We start from the raw sequence: 19,365 nt of genomic DNA, 5'->3' as shown, positions 1-19,365 counted from the left end.
CTGTATCGAGCAGGAGCTTTTTCAGACCGTCGTTCTGGGAGAACTTCGCATACAGTCCTTTTAAGGCAATGAGCTGTCTTCTGCCGCTCCATACACTGTCGATATAGCCCTGTGCTTTTCTGCCGAGGGACTTCTGCATAGCTGTGTCGTCCGTGGAAAGTATATCCTTTGCGGTTATGCTGTCGCCGAAGCACAGGCATTTACTGTACATGATGTACTGCTCCATGGAAGTGAACTTTATGCCGTCAACGGTGAAATCCGAAAGATACCAGTTGCTGAGGAAGCCGAAGGGTTCGTTCGCGTTGTGGAAGAAATACGCATCAAAGGACTGATCGCCTATTTTCAGCTTGTACTGTGTGGGGCCGCACTCGCTCTCCTGAGATACGCTGAGCTTTTTCAGTATATCGCTGCCCATTTCGTAGGTCTCATCGCGCAGCACCGAGAAAACCACATCTATATCATATTTTTCGTCTCTCTGGAAGTCCATGCACGCGGAAATGGCGGTCTCCCATGCCGCTTTCTGAGGGTAGCCGTAAATTCCCGCAGAAACAAGGGGGAAAGCTATGGAACGGCAGCTGTTGTCCTTTGCGACCTTCAGTGACTGGTAATAGGTGCTGTAGAGCAGCTTTTCCTCGTCCTGATCGCCGCCGCGCCAGATAGGGCCTACAGCGTGGATGACATATTTTGATTTAAGGTCAAAGCCCGGAGTTATAACAGCCGAGCCTGTATTACAGAAGCCGATCCTGTCGCAGGCTTGTTTCAGCTCGGCATAGCCCGCTGCCGAGAAAATAGCTCCGCACACGCCTCCGCCTGCTGAAAGGTGATTGTTTGCTGCATTAACGATAGCGTCTGTATCGAGGCTTGTGATATCGGCTTTTACGATCGAGATATTCTTCACTGTATTCCCTCGCTCTCTGCACATATAATAAAAAAATTAAAGAGATGAACGCCGAATGCGTTCATCGGGTACATTCTTATTATAGCATCAGCACGGAAGAAAATCAATAGGCAGAGTGCAGTTGGTTCAAAAAAGTTGTTATATAAACATAAGACAACATGAAAGGTACACAAAAAACAGGACTGTACCGCTGCCTGTTATTAAATTATCAATCATGACTTTTTGCGGCGTAAGAACCATGATAATATAATGACTTGCAGGTGAGTAAGATTTAAAAGGGCCATTCAGAATTTGCGTTCCGGCATAAATGTGAATAAATAAACAGTCAGTATATGAAATTTATATATCCGATTTTTGATATAAAAGTCCGCTCACAGATAACACACCGTTTTTTCACGAGTTATCCATATTTATTAGCTTTTTAAACTGTAGCTTTTTGACTGAAAATCTAAATTCTTTAAGCAACTTTTGAACAAAATGCATAATCAGCGCAAATTTTGACTTGTTATTAAAAAATGACAAGTGTATAATTACAATCAGATAAATAAACGGGGCAATAGGCCCATCGGGGATTACTGAAATCATAAATTTGCTTTTCAAAAAACAAAGGAGTGATTGAAGTGAAACTTTCAAAAATCAAAAAGGTCATCAGCGGAACCGTATCTGCATTGATGATCGCATCAAGCATCCCGTACACAGCTTCTGCAGCTGATCAGCAGACCAGAGGCAATATAGGCGGCTATGACTACGAGATGTGGAACCAGAACGGACAGGGTCAGGCTTCGATGAACCCGTCGGCAGGTTCTTTCACCTGCTCATGGAGCAATATCGAGAACTTCCTTGCACGTATGGGCAAAAACTTTGACAGTCAGAAGAAAACCTATAAACAGATAGGCGATATCGTTCTGACATACGATGTAGAGTATACACCTAAGGGCAACTCTTATATGTGTGTATACGGCTGGACAAGAAATCCTCTCATGGAATACTACATCGTTGAAGGCTGGGGCGACTGGAGACCACCCGGAAATGACGGCGAGAACAAGGGTTCCGTTACTCTCAACGGAAACAAGTATGATATCCGCAAGTCAATGCGTTACAATCAGCCTTCTCTCGACGGAACCGCAACATTCCCACAGTACTGGAGCGTTCGTCAGACAAGCGGTTCACAGAATAATACAACAAACTATATGAAGGGCACTATCGACGTATCCAAGCACTTTGACGCATGGTCACAGGCAGGTCTCGATATGTCAGGTACTCTTTATGAGGTATCCCTTAACATAGAGGGCTACAGATCAAACGGTTCGGCTAACGTAAAGAGCGTAACTGTTGTTACCGATGGTTCGGGCGCAGGTGCAGGAAGCACTTCCGATGCAGGCGGAAACACAGGCGGCGGCCAGCAGGGCGGTTTTGATATGAGCCAGTTCGGCGGTCAGCAGGGCGGTTTTGACATGAGCCAGTTCGGCGGCCAGCAGGGCGGTTTTGACATGAGCCAGTTCGGCGGACAGCAGGGCGGTTTTGATATGAGCCAGTTTGGCGGTCAGCAGGGAGGCTTCGATATGAGCCAGTTCGGCGGTCAGCAGGGAGGCTTCGATATGAGCCAGTTCGGCGGTCAGCAGGGCGGCTTTGATATGAGTCAGTTCGGCGGACAGCAGGGCGGCGGCGGTATGGACTGGAGCGGCTTCGCAGGCGGCTTCAACGGCGGCGGCGCTAACATCGGTTCCGATGCAGGCAGCGGCGGAAATGCCAAGTCAGGCCTCAACGCTCAGATCAAGGGCGATATGCCTACAACAGTTCCAAGCGGAGTTGAGAAGAGCAGTCAGTGTAAGGTCGAGAAGAAGACCTATATGTGTAAATATACAGGAAAGCAGAAGACCTGTAATGTAATTCTGCCTCCTAACTATGACCCGAGCAAGAAGTATCCTGTAATGTTTATCCTCCACGGCATCATGGGCAGTGAAAACGACATGGTAAGCGGTATGGGCGTTCAGGAGCTCATGACAGGCCTTATGACAAGCGGCAAGGCTGAGGAGTTCATTGCTGTAACTCCGAATATGTTCACAAGTAAGACAATGAGCGGTCCGAGCGGTATCAACCAGCAGACCTGCGCTGAGTATGATAACTTCCTCTATGATGTTACAGAGAGCCTTCTCCCCTTCATCAAGGAGAACTATTCTGTAGCAGAAGGCAGAGAGAATACAGCTATCACTGGCTTCTCAATGGGCGGCCGTGAGGCTATCTACTGCGGAATCATGCGTCCTGACGTATTCGGTTACGTAGGCGGCGCTTGCCCTGCACCCGGTATCACACCTGGTACAGATTCATTCATGTCTCACCCCGGCTGTATGCAGGAGAGTGAGTTCAAGTTCAGAAACGTAGGTCCCGAGCCTGAGGTATTCATGATCACAGGCGGTACAAACGACTCTGTTGTTGGTACTTTCCCGTCACAGTACAGCAGTATCCTTACAAAGAACGGCGTAGAGCACGTTTACCAGTCCATCCCAGGCGGCGGACACGGTGCTGAGTCTGTAAAGCCTCACCTCTACACATTCTTCAGATATGCTTTCAAGGCTAACGAGGGCGGTTCAACAGGCGGCAATACAGTTACAACAACTACTACAACTACTGCAAAGCCCACAACTACAACGACTACAACTACTGCAAAGCAGGTCGATGCTAAGGAAGAGCTCAATGCTAAGGTTTCAAAGTGGGGCGATGCTAACGGCGACGGTACAGTAGATATGGCTGATGCTGTAGCTATCATGCAGGCACTCGCTAACCCCAACAAATATAAGCTTTCAGATCAGGGCAAGTTCAATGCAGACGTTTATGAGGCTGGCGACGGCGTTACATCAAACGATGCAGCTGCTATCCAGAAGTACCTCTTAGGTCTTGTAAAGTCACTTCCCGAGAGCTATTCATCAAACATAAATACAGTCAAGACTACAACAACTACTAAGGCTACAACAACTACTGCAAAGCCCACAACTACAACAACTGTTGCTGTTAATAACGGCGGTCAGCAGGGTGGCTTCGATATGAGCCAGTTCGGCGGACAGCAGGGCGGTTTTGACATGAGCCAGTTCGGCGGTCAGCAGGGCGGTTTTGACATGAGCCAGTTCGGCGGTCAGCAGGGCGGCTTCGACATGAGCCAGTTCGGCGGTCAGCAGGGCGGCTTCGACATGAGCCAGTTCGGCGGTCAGCAGGGCGGCTTCGATATGAGCCAGTTCGGCGGCCAGCAGGGCGGCTTCGATATGAGCCAGTTCGGCGGTCAGCAGGGCGGCAACAACGGCGGTCAGCAGACAGGCGGCAACGGCGGCGCTCAGGTACAGGCAGGCAAGAAGCTCTGCGCTATCTCATTCGATGACGGCGCTTCAGCTCAGAGCAAGTCTGATCCCGCATACAGGATCATCGACGCTCTCATCAAGAACAACATGACAGCTACATTCTTCATCGTAGGCGACTGGATCAAGACCAACGACCAGATCAAGTACGAGTACCAGAACGGTATGGAGGTAGCTAACCATACTCAGTCACATCCACACCTTGGTCAGCTTGGTTCTTCACAGATCAGAAGTGAGTGGGAGAACTGCAACAGCAAGCTCAAGGGCATCATCGGCACTGAGCCTTCACACCTCATGAGATTACCTTATCTCGAGAGCAACGGAACAGTTCAGTCCGCACTCTATGATATCCCGCTTATCAGCTGTGCAATAGATACTCAGGACTGGAACAACGCTTCCAAGGATCAGATAGTAAATACTATCAAGCAGGCTGCACAGAACGGTTCACTTGAGGGTGCTATAGTGCTTTGTCACGAGAATTATGCTACAACAGCTGCTGCTATGGAAGAAGTACTTCCATGGCTCGCACAGAATGGTTACCAGAACGTAAACATCTCTGATATGGCAGCTGCAAAGGGCAAGACTCTTGCAGGCGGTCAGGTACACACACGCGTTTGATCGCAGGCAGTTATTTAACACTGAAACGTGCCGGTCACTGTATCGGTGACCGGCACACTTATTAAGATTTCTCCAAATTTTAATATCCCCTGAAAGGCAGTCGGCAATGATCGGCTGTCTTTTCATTTTTGCACGGATATATGTTATAGGAGCGGAGTCTCCGCGGGCAGTTCAACGGTACGGATAACAAATTCGACGACTATTATTTTGCATGTTGCCGACTATTATTTCGCACCTGTTGCTTTTTCGGATATTATGTGTTATAATAGAGTGTAATACTGTGACATTTGATACGGACTAAGAAAGAAAATGGATAAAAAGAGAGGTAAATCTTTATGAACATGAATTTTAAGTGCAAGCTGCCGATCCCTGCTGAGGTAAAGAGCGAGTTCCCCGTTTCCGAGGAGCTTGAAAAGGTCATCGCCGCAAGAAATGCTCAGATCGCGGATATAATCAGCAGCAAGGACGACAGGATCATGCTTGTCATCGGTCCCTGCTCGGCAGACCATGAGGACAGCGTTATGGACTACATCTGCCGTCTGCGCGATGTTCAGGAAAAGGTAAGCGAAAAAATACTTATCGTTCCGAGAATTTATACAAACAAGCCGAGGACTACGGGAAAGGGCTACAAGGGTATGCTCCACCAGCCAGACCCCGATCAGAAGCCGGATATGTACAAGGGCATAGTTGCTATCCGTAAGCTGCATCTCCGCGCTATCAAGGAGACAGGCTTTACCTGCGCCGATGAGATGCTCTACCCCGAGAACCACCGTTATCTCAACGACCTTCTCGGATATGTGGCAGTGGGCGCGCGTTCAGTTGAAAATCAGCAGCACAGACTTACCGCAAGCGGACTCAATGTCCCGGTAGGCCTCAAGAACCCTGTAAGCGGAAGTATGCCAGTACTTATGAACTCCATAGAAGCAGCTCAGTCGGGACACACGTTCCTGTACAGAGGCTGGGAGGTATCCACTAACGGCAATCCGCTGGCTCATGCGATCCTCAGAGGCTTTGAGAACAACCACAGCCAGTGTATGCCGAATTATCACTATGAGGACCTTGAGCTCCTGCATGAGTTCTATGTCAAGAAGGGCTTTGCAAATCCTGCTGCCATTATTGATACGAACCACTGCAATTCTGGCAAGCACCCCTTTGAGCAGCCCCGTATAGTAAAGGAGGTCCTCAGCAGCCGCAGATATAACGAGGATATCCGCAGGCTCGTAAAGGGCTTCATGATAGAGAGCTACATTGAGGACGGTTCGCAGAAGATAGAAGAGCATATCTACGGAAAGTCCATAACCGATCCTTGTCTCGGCTGGGAAAAGACCGAAAAGCTTATCCTCGAGATCGCTGACAGAGTCTGAAATGGCTTTTTATTAAACTTAAATATACATATTAAGGGCGGCGCTGTGCCGCTCTTTTCATGTTTTGTGAAAAGATGCTTGTAATGGGATAAAATATATATGCGAAATGTTCAAATCATGCGAAATACAGGAGAATTATCTTGACTTTGGATAGGAAGTATGATACAATTGTTAAGACAATGGGAAGTTTTCATTAATAAAAACAATTAACGATGAAAATGAATTTTTGTGTTATCAGAGAAAATGTGTAAAGGAAGTAATAGGGATGAATAAGTTAACTATCAAGGATTTTTTAAAGCTTTTGATGGGAAAGATCTGGCTCATTTTGTTTTTCATGATACTCGGAGGCGCGGCAGCGTTCTGCTATTCAAAGTTCATGCTCCCGCTTCAGTATGAATCGCATATCACCATGTATGTACAGAGCTATACGGGCGTCAGCGAGAATGTCAGCAATACCAACAATATCACGAATTCAAAGCAGCTCGTAAATACTTATATGGAAGTCCTCAAGGACGACGCTGTTATGGACGCACTTGGCGAGCGCCTTGTGGATATGTTCGATCAGCCGACGCTTGCAAACAACTTTACTATCTCAAACAGAAAGCTGGTCCCTTCATCTATAAGAAAGACCATAACTATTCTTTCAGTCCCTGATACATCTGCTCTCAAGGTCTCTGTAACAACAAAGAACCCGAATGTTTCGGCTGCGGTATGCAACGCTCTTACCATTATAGCTCCGAAGTATGTATCTGACGCTGTAGGCGTAGGATCCATAAATACCATCGACAAGGCAAGAGTTTACAATAACCCTGTTGGCCCTAACGTCAGGAAAAATACTATCCTTGGTGCGGCAGCAGCATTCTTCTTTATAGTATTCCTCATTTTTCTCTTTGATTTCTTTGATAATACGGTCAAGGAAGCCGATACCCTCAGCAGCAAGTACAAGAAGGCTATCCTCGGCGAGATAAACAGATTTGACGAGGCAAAGAAGCATAAGGGCAGCAGAAAGGACTCAGAGGTAAGATTCCTTATCTCAGACCCTGCGATACCTTTCAATGTTGCCGAGAGCTACAAGTCCATACGTACCAATGTAATGTTCGCAATGGGTACTTCCGATAAGAAGATAGTTGCTGTATCAAGCCCTAATCCAAGTGACGGAAAGTCCACAACGGCTGCAAATGTGGCTATCGCATTTGCTCAGACAGACAGCAAGGTGCTCCTTATCGACGCTGACATGAGAAAGCCTGTACAGCACAAGACCTTCAAGGTAAAGAACTCTGAGGGTCTCTCAACTCTCATAATCAAGAAGTCCACACCTTCAAAGTCCATCAAGCAGAATGTTATAAAGGGTCTCGACCTTCTTCCTTCGGGTCCTACCCCTCCGAACCCCTCAGAGCTTCTTGCTTCCGAGCAGTTCGCGTATCTCCTTGAACAGTTTGCAATTGCATATGACTACATAATAATTGATACACCGCCTATCAACGTAGTAAGTGACGCGCTGGTAATGAAGGAGTCCATAAACGGTGTCCTTGTAGTGCTCAAGCACGGTAAAACTACATTTGACGAGGTTGAGAACTGCATGAAGCAGCTCAATATCGCACAGGCAAATATGCTCGGATTTGTAATGAACGAGATCGAGCCCAACCGCCATTCTTCGTATTACAGATCAAAGTATTCAAGCTATGACTACGGCTATAAAGAAACGGGAAGCAAGGAAAAGAAAGGCGAAAGAGTAAATGCTGACTGATCATCATTGTCATATACTTCCCAATATCGACGACGGTTCAGACAGCGTCGATACATCGCTGCAAATGATAAAAACAATGAAAGATCAGGGAGTTGAGCGCATTGTTGCCACTTCGCATTTCTATGCACACCGCGAAAAAAGTGTAAGTTCTTTCATTGAAAAGAGAAAGAACGCATACGACAAGCTGGTTCAGGCAGACCCTGCAAATTCGGAGATACTTCTCGGGGCAGAGGTGGCTGTTGAACACGGCATAAGCAGGCTGGAGGGCATTGAGAAGCTTTGTATCGCTGATACGAAGTATATCCTCCTTGAATTCCAGTACGCAAAGTTTTCTCCGTGGATGCTGGAGGAGATAAACGATATCGCTTATGACTACGGACTTACTCCCGTACTGGCGCATATCCACAGATACCTCGAGTATTACAGCAGATCGGAGATAGAGGAAGTACTCAAAACAGAAGCGGTATTGCAGTTCAATAACGAAGCCTTTGAGAGCTTCAAGGAAAAAAGATTTGTAAAATCGCTTATAAAGGAAGGATATCCTTACGTTTTCGGCAGCGATTCTCATAATATGAAAAGCAGAAAGCCGAACTGGGACGTCCTTCAGAAAAAAGCAAAGCCCGACATCATTGACGGTGCTGAGGATCTATTTGAATAATATCAAGGAAGCTGAAAGGCTTCCTTTTTGTTTTGTGTAGACAAAATGGGCTGTTAAAAGATGTGCATATCTCCGAAAGCAAAAAAGTTATCGTCTTTTTGCTGCTTCAGAAAGCACTTATGTACAGAACTGAGTGTTCAGAAAGAAACGGAGGAATGATAATGCTAAGGATTACAGCAGCAGTTCTTTCAATTGCTTTATTAATGAGTACAGCTTCATGCAGCTCATTAAGCAGTGACGGCAGCAATACATCATCACAGAAAGCAGCGGCAGCAAGTCTCACGAACCACATGAGCGACAATGAAAGAAGCAGAGCAACAGTGGGGAAGCTCACGGTTTTCGAGCATGAGCAGAGCAATAACGGGATAGTGTCTTCGGACGGGGTATACCTTGAACTGTGGGACGGAGAGGATTATGAGGATTATTATGAGCACTTCAACGAAAACAATCCCTATTATCCGCTGACAGATGAGGAGATAGCCGAGAGCCTCGAAAGTACAAGGGATATCAGGGATGAAATAAAATATGCTTTTGTTGACGGAGACGTGGTGGTGCAAACACTGGATATGCTCGATAAGGATTACGACGGCGGAAAAATTACGGTCTACGCCCTCGAACCTGTTATGATGTGTACGGACGGACAAGGGAACATGGGGTATACAGACAGTGACGGCAATAAGCTTACCGAAGAGGAAGCTGATGAGATCTTGAAGAAGTTCTATGAGCAGGACCCGACGATAGAATTTTCGGATTTTGAGGAGCTCAAGCCATTCCTTCATGAGTCGATCGAGTACTACTACTCGGGGCTTGATATACCTTCTGCCGAGATAGAGCATGATTATGAGTCGGCAGTAAAGGTATGGGAAGCCGTAATAAACAAGACATATAAAACTGTCCCTTACGGCACGGCGGATAAGTGGGTGAAAGCGAGAAACAGCGACTCTGAGGAGTCCTGCGTCTGGGAGATAGACCACGACAGGATAAAGGGGATAGAGCCCTATGTACGCGAATACAATATCTACGACGATCAGCTTGACACGAATTTTGTCGTTCATGTGACGCTCCCGCCCGATTTTCGTGAGGACAGGAGCTATCCCGCGTATGTGCTCACCGACGGAGTATGGCGCTTCAATAATTGTGCCGACCTTCGTGAAGCTATGGAAGAGGGAAGAGCGGACGATGTGCTGCTTGTCAGCATTGGCTATGATTATGGGATAAACGGCATGGATGACACGAACCGCATAAAGTTCTTCTGCGACCGCTGTGAAGAATTCCTGACATTCATCACCGATGATCTTATGCCCTACCTTGGGGAAGAATACAGCATAGACTATGAGAATTCCACGCTTTTCGGACATTCTCTCGGGGGAACATTTGCACATTATGCGGTATTCAATTCGGATAAATACGAAAATCAGCCTTTCGGGAATTATATAATAGGAAGCCCGGCGTTCTGGTCGCCCGGATTTCTGCCATATACAGACGGTGACGAGTTCAAAAGGGAATACGGTTACTTTGACAGGAACAAGACCATCAATAAGCGTATTTTCATCTGCGGAGGCGAAAACGAGGATCCCGTATACGATGCGTACTACGGTGAGAACGACTCCACTCTTGAGGGAATAAAGCATCTTATGGAGCGCCTTGAGGGCTATGGCGTCACAACTGCGGAGAGCAAGATATATCCAGATTCCGAGCATTATCAGTACATACCCGAAATGCTCACGGAAATGCTTGAAAAATACTATCCAGCAGCCAAATAACTCTCGGAAAAACAGCCGCAAGGGAAAGCAATTGCTCCCTGCGGCTGTTTTTGCAGCTTTCATATAAAGGTGCAACGCAATATTCGATAATGTGACCGCAAAAAATGACTTGTAAAATATTTTGTTTATGATACAATTTAAAGTAGCATATTATTGCCTGTTAATTAATATGAAAGTGAGGTCACAGACCGGATGTTAAAAGGTTTTTTGAAAAAATTATCAGTATTGACAGCAGCTTGTATGCTTGCGGTGTCAGCAGGCTGCAGCAGTTCGGAAAGCAGCAGCGATAACAGCGGTAATAATCCCAAAAAGGCAGAAAAAGCAGAGCCGCAGGTGTTCACTGAGAACATAACAGGTACTGCCGATGATTACGATTACGAGCTATGGAAGGACAACGGAGATACTACTTTCACTGTTGAGCCGGGAGGCGGCTGCTTCTCATGCGAATGGGACAATATCAACAATGCCCTCTTCCGCCGCGGAAAGAAGTACGACTGTACTCTTACATATGAGGAAATGGGCAATATCTCCATTGATTACGGTGTTGACTATCAGCCCGACGGCAATTCATATATGTGTGTTTACGGCTGGACAAGAGAACCCCTTATCGAGTACTATATAGTTGAATCATGGGGCACATGGAGACCGCCCGGGGCTCCTATGGCACTCGGCACTGTCGAGGTGGACGGAGCTGTATACGATATCTACAAGACAACAAGATATGAGCAGCCGTCTATTGACGATACCCAGACCTTTGACCAGTACTGGAGCGTAAGACAGGAGAAGCCTGTTCCCAGCGGTACAAAGATCGAGGGAACTATATCGGTCTCCAAGCACTTTGACGCATGGAAGCAGTGCGGACTTGAGCTGGGTAAGATGTATGAGGTAGCACTCAATATCGAGGGATACCAGTCCAAGGGCAAGGCAACTATCTACAAGAATGACCTCAAGGTCGAGGGTACATATGCGGAAGCTGACGATATAAAGGTAACGGTGGACAACGACGCTATCGAAAAGCTTTCGGGAGCCGAAACGGGTACTCCCGAGGAAGTCGGCTTCTTCGATATCGGCTTTGAAAAGGGCGTAGAGGGCTGGATCACAAGAGGCGGCCCGCTGGTAACTGTTGACAAGGAAAATGCCTGTGAGGGCAGTCAGTGCCTGTTTGTCAGCGGAAGAACAGATAACTGGAACGGTGCGACCATACTCCTCAGCAGCGATACCTACAAGCCGGGAGAGGCATACAGCTTCAAGGCAAAGGTAATGCAGAAGAGCGGCAAGGATGTCACCATGAAGATGACCATGCAGTACAATATGGACGGCGAGAAGTATGACGAGGTAGCTCTTGCAACAGCTCCGAGCGGCGAGTGGATAACACTTGAAAACCCTTCATACGTTATCCCCGACGGTGCTGAAAATCTTCAGCTTTACGTTGAGTCTCCCGACAGCCTCACTGATTTCTATGTTGACGAGGTCTCAGGCGGAGAAAAATCCTGATAAAATAAATAAGCAGTCCGAAGCATAAGTTTCGGACTGTTTTTTATGCGGCTGAAACATCGGCGATACTATATTTGTTGACTTTTTATACTTAATATGATATGATTAAATAATAATTTATAGTGTAAGGAGAACAGTTATGAAGAAACACAGCATTTCCGACATAAAAAGCTTCAGTCTGCTTGCTCCGGATGAAAACGACGTGACATTCAGACTGAGCAGCAATACGGCAAATGATCTTTCGGTGGATTTTATAGCTGAAAATATCTCGGGCAACTCCTCGGAGGAGGCTGCGCTGAAAAGCATACTTCTTGAAATGCCCGTGAGCGAAAAAGTCATAAATTACCGCAGAGCTGTTTATTCCGAGCTCAGGGATAATGAGGAGCTCTGTCAGAAGCTCTATGATATTTTTGACGCCATGCGTTTTTATTCAAACGACAGACCTGCACAGATAGGCGGAAGCTCCACACTGATGGAATTTCTCATGCGGCTCAGGGCTCTTGAGGGATATATCAGCTCCGTTATGAGCATAAAGGAAACTATCGAAGGTCATGAGTTCAGATCGGAGGGCATGAGAAAATTTGCGGAGTACATAAACGATATCTGCGACAACAGCGGTTTTGAGGAGCTTGCAAAGGATATTTCGGCAGTGGGAGACGATGTGAACAACATTAAAAGCATAACTGTCGGCATCAATCTCGACCATGAGTTCTATCCGAGGGAAACAGGCATACTTTCGCTTAATAAGTTTTATTTTGACCGTCAGAGCGCACTCAGGCGCTTCGTGAAGTTTCACCTGAAGGATCAGGTCAATGACAAGGACCTTATGCCGTTTTCAATGGAGGTGCACGATAACGACCTCCGCTGGATACATCAGAAGTACAACGGTCTGCCGTCACCGACAAACCGCGCGACCGACACGCCGCTCATGAATAATCTCAATACCATTATGGAGCGCATGCTGCCCTCCATGACATCAAAGCTGAAAAAAATACTCAACAGATATGTTGATGTGAGTGGAAAGGCTCTTGCGAAGCTTGCTGACGAGTTTTTGTTTTATCTGCGCTTTATAGGCCTTGAAAAGAAGCTTTCGGAATACGGTATACCATGCTGCTGCGGAGAGGTATCCGACGGTGATACCGTGCTGAAGGATTTCTACAATGTCAAGCTTGCAATATGCCGCATAAAGGGTATCGTGGAAGAGGATATAGTCTGCAACGATATGGAGTTCACAAAGGACAGGACAGTGCATATCCTTACAGGACCGAACCGCGGCGGAAAGACAGTTCTCACGCAGGGACTTGGACTTGTGTTCCTGCTGTATCAGAGTGGAGTTTTCGTGCCTGCCGCTTCCGCGGGGATACGTCCCTGTGACGGCATATACACTCATTTCCCCGTTGAGGAGGAAAAGACCGTATCTCTCGGACGTCTTGGTGAGGAAGCCGAGAGGTTCAACGAGATATGCAGGACGGCAGGAAGTGAAAGCCTGCTGCTTTTCAACGAGTCCTTTGCAACTACCAGCCATACGGAATCCTTGTATATCGCTGAGGACGTGCTGAAATACCTTTGCTCTATCGGCGCCCGCACCTGTTTCAATACCCATATGCACGAGCTTGCGGAAAACGCTGACAGGATAAGCGATGGGGCAGCTTCGCAGTTCAGAGCGGTCAGCGTCGTTATGGAAAATGACAACGGAAAGCGTTCATACAAAATAAGCTACAAAAAGCCCGACGGAAAGAGCTATGCTCATGAGATAGCCTACAAATACGGCATAACCTTTGAGCAGCTTTGCGAAAAAACGAATAATTGAAGATAAAAGCGCTCACCCTGTATAATACAGAGATGAGCGCTTTCGGCATATATAGGTTCTGACTTAAAGTCCTTTGAACTGTATTTTTGTGTACTTGGGAAGCCTTTCCGCAACAGCCTGACGCTTGTTTGGATCCATAAAGAAACCTCCCTGTACATCGGCGATCTCGTCGCAGTGGACTCCGCGTCCTTCCTCGGTGGTACGGTCACGTTCAAGGCCGTTTTCTGCGATAACGAACTTCCATTTGCCGTCCTCGGTCTTTACGAGGTCTCCGCCTGCGCCGCATACGGTACACTCGATAGGATATCTCAGTCCGCCCCACTGTGTATCGCCGAGGCAAAGGCTGTTGCTGTGGCAGTTGGGACACCAGCCCGTATCGGGATCGCCCAGCCATTTACGCTCGGCAGGCGGTGTGTTCAGAGCCTTCATTACGTTTTCGCCTATCTCTCTTGCACGTGCCAGCTTTTCCTCGAAGAGCAGCACCTGAGCGGGTGCGGGAACTCCTGTAGCCATATACATATCAACTACCTTGAAGCTGTTGGTAACTGTGGTTATCTGCATACACTCAAGGCTGAGAGACTGCCATGAACGTGTAGAGCCGCCGACTGCTATGAGAGCGCCTACGCGGTCATGAGGCTTTATTGCGCCTATTTTGGTGAGAAATGCGGTCTCGTATGCCAGATTCCTGTGCATGAATTTAAGGAACAATGATGATGGCATCAGAGCATATGTAGGTGCTGAGAAAATGACTGCGTCCTGATCGAGCATGACCTGCATTATCCTGTCCTTGTCGTCTTTTTCTGCAAGAACACAGCCTGTATTCTTGCCGAGTGACATACCCATAGTACAGGATGTGCAGCCTGTGCAGTCGATAAGGTTAAAATCTCTCAGATTGATCATTGTTACTTCTGCGCCCTGTTCCTGACACACAAGTAAAGCTTCTTTCAATAAAATTTCGCTGTTGCTGTTTTTGCGGCCTGCGGTTATGCCCATTACTTTAAAACTCATAATAAACTCCTTTTGGTATTGAATACTGTATGATACAGTATTCGTGGCGGGAAATGATACATATGATCCTTATAATGATTATCAGTCCGATGATCCTTGAATGTAACGATCACGAGCCGTACAGGTATAAGGCTTCCGTAAATGATATGAGAAAACCATGGAGATCATACTGATAAAAATAAGAAATATGTCTGGTTAATTGCTTAAAAAATCATGCCTCAAAAAATAAAAAAAGTTGTGTGATAAAAATAATGAAAAGATGTGTGTAAAATTAAAAAAATCCCATTTCTCCTTGTTGATGTTGAATTTACTATGCTTTGCCATAAAATGAGGATCTCCGCCCCCTCCTTAATAAAGCGTCCGCTGATCTTCCACTGTCGGTTATGTCCCCCTGTATGTAATTGTTTTTCAGGAAACAGTGGTTATTATGTCCGTAAAGTTCAAATTGAGAATAAACTGCCTATTTTTATTCATTTACTTAATTATACCCTATTTTTAGGAAAAAATCAATCGCTAAATAGTACAATAATAAACTCAAAAAATTGTAAAGGTTGAACTTGAAAAGTTCATATTTTTATGATAAAATTATTTTGCAGTGCGACTTTGACAAAATATCACATATCTTTTTGTATCGGTTCCACAGTTTGAAAAAGCAGCCGTAGGGAAGGGCGTTCTGCTCCCTTAGGGCTGCCTTGCTGCTTTTATACATTTTTTTGACTTTCAGATCGGACTGTGGTATAATGAAAAAAATAATGCCGTAGAATAAACAGGGGGGTGACGATATGTCAGCAAAGGGTGCGGCAAAGGAACGTACCGACAGCAGGCTCAAGGAGCCGAAGCAATACAATGTTATAATGATAAACGACGATTTCACAACTATGGAGTTTGTTGTGGAGGTGCTTGTTGACGTATTCCACAAGGACGAGCTGACGGCTCAGGCCCTGATGATAAACGTGCATAAGAACGGACAAGCTGTTGTGGGAAAGTACCCCTATGACATTGCGGTCACAAAGGTCAGGATAGCCCTTGACAAAGCAAAGGAACAGGGCTTTCCGTTCAGAATGACTGTGGAGGAGGCTTGAAATGGAGCTGTCTAAGGAAGCGCTTGATATACTTTATCAGGCTATGGAATATGCGAAAAAGAGAAACTATGAATATGTTACTCCCGAGCTCGTGCTCCTTATGATGCTCAGAGACAGGACCTTTACCGAAGCCTTTGAGGAGTGCGGCGGCAACGCAGGTATGCTGGAGGACTATCTCAAGGAATATGCCGAGGAATATATGGACAAGGCTGAGGTGGAAAAGCCCGAGCTTTCGGACGGAGTCAATATGCTCATGAATTACGCCGCAAAAAGCGCATACAGCAGCGGAAGTCAGAAGGTGCATCTCAGGCATATCATTCACGGACTGTGGAACCTCGATAACTGCTACGCCATATACTTCATGGAAAAGCAGGGGATAGCAGAAGCCGACCTTTTGCAGGAAATGGCTGAAATAGAAGAAAATGAGGCAGTCTACGGCTCGACGGACGGCAGGTTCGGTGAAGCGGAGGAAAGTCAGAGCGGCTGGAAACTCTATGCGCCGTGTCTGAATGAAACTCTCAGGGACGCAAATCCCCTCATAGGCAGAGAAGCCGAGCTGGACAGGACCATTCAGATACTCTGCCGCAAGGAAAAGAACAATCCGCTCCATATCGGAGAATCGGGCGTGGGCAAGACTGCCATAACCTACGGACTTGTGCAGCTCATACGTGACGGAATGGTACCCGAGCCGCTTGCGGGCGCAAAAATATTTGCCCTCGACCTTGGCGGTATGCTTGCGGGAACGCAGTACAGAGGCGATTTTGAAAAGCGCTTCAAGAGGGTGCTCACGGAGATAGGCAAAGAGGAAAAGCCCATAATCTATATCGACGAGATACATAATCTTTCGGGTGCGGGAGCAGTCGGAGAGGGCTCATTTGACGCTTCAAATATGCTGAAGCCCTATCTTGCCGACGGACGCATACGCTTTATCGGAGCTACTACCTTTGAGGAGTACAAGAAGTACTTTGAGAAGAACAAGAGCCTTGTGCGGCGTTTTCAGAATGTTGAGATAAAAGAGCCCACAGAAGAGGAAGCTGTGAAGATACTCGACGGGCTCAAGCAGAAATACGAGAAATACCACGGTGTAAGGTACGGAAAGGACATAATGAGATATGCCGTGCATATGAGTGCCAAGTATATCAACGAGAGGTTCCTGCCAGACAAAGCTATAGACCTTATTGACGAGGCGGGAGCTTATATAAAGCTCCACCCCACGGACAGAAAGATACAGCTTGTGGACAAAACAGTGATAAATCAGGTGCTTACGACTATATGCCGTGTGCCTGTGGAAACTGTTGCTGCGGACGATACGACAGGTCTTTCGGAGCTTGAGGGCAAGCTGAAAAACAAGATATTCGGTCAGGATGAAGCAGTTGCACAGGTGGTAAATGCTGTGAAGTTCTCGAAGGCGGGACTGCTTGAAGAGAACAAGCCTCTGGCGAGCCTGCTGTTCGTAGGACCTACGGGCGTGGGAAAGACCGAGATAGCAAAGAGGCTCGCGGAAGAGCTGGGCGTTAAGCTCATACGCTTTGATATGAGCGAATACGGCGAAAAACACGCAGTCGCAAAGCTCATAGGCTCTCCTGCGGGATACGTTGGCTACGAGGACGGCGGACTCCTTACGGAAGCCGTAAGGAAAACTCCCTCGGCGGTGCTGCTCCTTGACGAGATAGAAAAGGCTCATGCTGATATATACAATGTGCTGCTTCAGGTCATGGATTATGCTACTCTTACGGATAATCAGGGCAGAAAAGCCGATTTCAGGAACATAATCCTGATAATGACTTCAAACGCAGGTGCTAATCGCATAGGAAAGAGCACTATAGGCTTTCAGAGCGAGAGCATGAATAACAGCGTTATAACCGAGGCTGTAAAGCAGACATTCCAGCCGGAATTCAGGAACAGGCTCCATAAGATAGTCGTTTTCAACAGCATGGACGATGAAATGGCGGCTATGGTGGTTGATAAGAAGCTCAGCGAGCTTGCTTCGCAGCTTGCGGCGAAGAAGATCGACTTTACCGCAGAGCAGAGCGCAAAGGAGCTCGTTAAGAAAAAGGGCGTAAGTCAGGAGTTCGGCGCAAGAGAGGTAGACCGTGTAATAAGAAACGAGATAAAGCCTCTGTTTGTGGACGAAATACTGTTCGGAAAGCTCAAAAGCGGCGGCAGTATCACTCTTTCTGCCGAAAATGAGGAATTCAGCGTGGCTGCTGAAAAAAGAGGAAATACAAAGTCGGGCCGCTGATACGGCTTTCATATCGGAAAAGCATAAATGCTCCCTTTACCGAAAAGGTATGGGGAGCATTTTTATATTAAATAAGAGAACTGAAAAGCATAAAATTACTATTTTTTTGAAAAAATTTATCATTTTTTGCGCTTGCTCGAAATGTATCAAAAATTGCGCTTTTTGTAAGGTGATGCGTTGTTTTGGCCTGTTTACAGGCAACTACATTTAGTATAATATCGCAATATCTGACCTATTTGTATATCAAGAGCAATAATTGGCTTGATTATATTCACCAAAAATTATATAATAATATCAGAAATATATAACGAGCTCGTTTTGAAGGGATTACTCAATCATTATTTTTAATTATATATTAAAAGGAGTGATCAAAGTGAAGCTGAAAAAATTCAAGAAGATCATCAGCGGTACAGTATCAGCAATGATGATCGCGGCAAGTATACCCGCAGTTGCTTCTGCTGCCGATCAGCAGGACAGAGGTAATATCGGCGGATACGACTACGAAATGTGGAACCAGAACGGTCAGGGTCAGGTATCAATGAACCCGGGTGCAGGCTCGTTCACCTGCTCATGGAGCAATATCGAAAACTTCCTTGCTCGTATGGGTAAGAATTTCGACAGCCAGAAGCAGAACTACAAAGCTTTTGGAAATATTGTGCTTACTTATGATGTAGAGTACACACCAAGAGGAAACTCGTATATGTGCGTATACGGTTGGACAAGAAATCCTCTTATGGAATATTATATCGTTGAGGGCTGGGGCGACTGGCGTCCACCCGGAGACGGAGCTGAGAGAAAGGGCACTGTAAGCCTCAACGGCAATACATACGATATCTGCAAGACAATGCGTTACAATCAGCCTTCTCTCGATGGTACATCAACATTCCCGCAGTACTGGAGCATCCGTCAGCAGAGCGGTTCCGCAAACAACCAGACAAACTACATGAAGGGCACTATCGACGTATCAAAGCACTTTGATGCATGGTCACAGGCTGGTCTTGATATGTCAGGTACTCTCTATGAAGTATCTCTCAATATCGAAGGCTACAGATCAAACGGTCAGGCTAACGTAAAGAGCGTTACCGTGTCCACAGGCGGCGCTGACAGCGGAAATGCAGGCGGCGGCTTTGATATGGGCGGCGGCAACGACTGGAATCAGGGCGGACAGGACTGGAACAACTGGAACCAGGGCGGCAACGACTGGAATCAGGGAGGTCAGGACTGGAATAACTGGAACCAGGGCGGCAACGACTGGAATCAGGGCGGACAGGACTGGAACAACTGGAACCAGGGCGGCAACGACTGGAATCAGGGCGGACAGGACTGGAATAACT

The 19,365-nt window shown here is 46.7% G+C and carries 12 protein-coding genes; 10 read left to right on the top strand and 2 right to left on the bottom strand.

Annotation, left to right across the window (positions count from 1 at the left end):
• The coding region (locus Q0R37_RS09965; RefSeq protein WP_294753974.1) for a macro domain-containing protein at nucleotides 1–898 on the bottom strand (898 nt) is incomplete at its 3' end.
• 620 nt (nucleotides 899–1,518) lie between these two features.
• On the opposite strand from Q0R37_RS09965, the gene Q0R37_RS09960 reads away from it, so the two are divergent.
• From Q0R37_RS09960 to Q0R37_RS09930, 7 genes are all read left to right on the top strand, one after another.
• Nucleotides 1,519–4,863 carry a glycoside hydrolase family 11 protein gene (locus tag Q0R37_RS09960; RefSeq protein WP_294753972.1) on the top strand — a complete coding sequence of 1,115 codons (3,345 nt, stop codon included), beginning with the start codon at nucleotides 1,519–1,521 and terminating at the stop codon, nucleotides 4,861–4,863.
• Nucleotides 4,864–5,198: 335 nt separating this feature from the next.
• Complete coding sequence (locus tag Q0R37_RS09955; RefSeq protein WP_294753970.1) at nucleotides 5,199–6,227, top strand: 3-deoxy-7-phosphoheptulonate synthase; 1,029 nt, start codon at nucleotides 5,199–5,201, stop codon at nucleotides 6,225–6,227.
• A 265-nt stretch (nucleotides 6,228–6,492) separates the two neighbouring features.
• Nucleotides 6,493–7,974: a polysaccharide biosynthesis tyrosine autokinase gene (locus Q0R37_RS09950; protein WP_294753967.1), complete on the top strand. Its 1,482-nt coding sequence runs from the start codon at nucleotides 6,493–6,495 to the stop codon at nucleotides 7,972–7,974.
• A complete protein-coding gene (locus Q0R37_RS09945; protein ID WP_294753964.1) occupies nucleotides 7,964–8,632 on the top strand; it encodes a CpsB/CapC family capsule biosynthesis tyrosine phosphatase in 669 nt (222 codons plus the stop codon). Before Q0R37_RS09950 ends, Q0R37_RS09945 begins: the two co-directional genes overlap by 11 nt.
• A gap of 161 nt (nucleotides 8,633–8,793) precedes the next feature.
• A complete protein-coding gene (locus Q0R37_RS09940) occupies nucleotides 8,794–10,395 on the top strand; it encodes an alpha/beta hydrolase-fold protein (RefSeq protein ID WP_294753962.1) in 1,602 nt (533 codons plus the stop codon).
• A gap of 207 nt (nucleotides 10,396–10,602) precedes the next feature.
• The gene (locus tag Q0R37_RS09935; RefSeq protein WP_294753960.1) at nucleotides 10,603–11,889 is read left to right on the top strand and encodes a glycoside hydrolase family 11 protein; all 1,287 of its coding nucleotides are present in this window, start codon (nucleotides 10,603–10,605) and stop codon (nucleotides 11,887–11,889) included.
• Nucleotides 11,890–12,028: 139 nt separating this feature from the next.
• Nucleotides 12,029–13,699, top strand: coding sequence for a hypothetical protein (locus Q0R37_RS09930; protein WP_294753957.1), 1,671 nt, complete (start codon nucleotides 12,029–12,031; stop codon nucleotides 13,697–13,699).
• Nucleotides 13,700–13,762: 63 nt separating this feature from the next.
• Here Q0R37_RS09930 and Q0R37_RS09925 read toward each other — a convergent pair whose 3' ends face one another.
• Nucleotides 13,763–14,707, bottom strand: coding sequence for a flavodoxin family protein (locus Q0R37_RS09925; protein ID WP_294753955.1), 945 nt, complete (start codon nucleotides 14,705–14,707; stop codon nucleotides 13,763–13,765).
• Between the two features lie 782 nt (nucleotides 14,708–15,489).
• Here Q0R37_RS09925 and Q0R37_RS09920 point away from each other — a divergent pair.
• From Q0R37_RS09920 to Q0R37_RS09910, 3 genes are all read left to right on the top strand, one after another.
• The gene (locus tag Q0R37_RS09920) at nucleotides 15,490–15,789 is read left to right on the top strand and encodes an ATP-dependent Clp protease adaptor ClpS (RefSeq protein WP_294753952.1); all 300 of its coding nucleotides are present in this window, start codon (nucleotides 15,490–15,492) and stop codon (nucleotides 15,787–15,789) included.
• 1 nt (nucleotide 15,790) lies between these two features.
• Nucleotides 15,791–18,031 carry an AAA family ATPase gene (locus tag Q0R37_RS09915; RefSeq protein WP_294753950.1) on the top strand — a complete coding sequence of 747 codons (2,241 nt, stop codon included), beginning with the start codon at nucleotides 15,791–15,793 and terminating at the stop codon, nucleotides 18,029–18,031.
• Nucleotides 18,032–18,404: 373 nt separating this feature from the next.
• The coding region (locus tag Q0R37_RS09910; protein ID WP_294753947.1) for a glycoside hydrolase family 11 protein at nucleotides 18,405–19,365 on the top strand (961 nt) is incomplete at its 3' end.

The organism is uncultured Ruminococcus sp. (assembly GCF_946415235.1).
Taxonomy (GTDB): domain Bacteria; phylum Bacillota; class Clostridia; order Oscillospirales; family Ruminococcaceae; genus Ruminococcus.
This window is presented reverse-complemented; position numbering and strand designations above follow the sequence as displayed.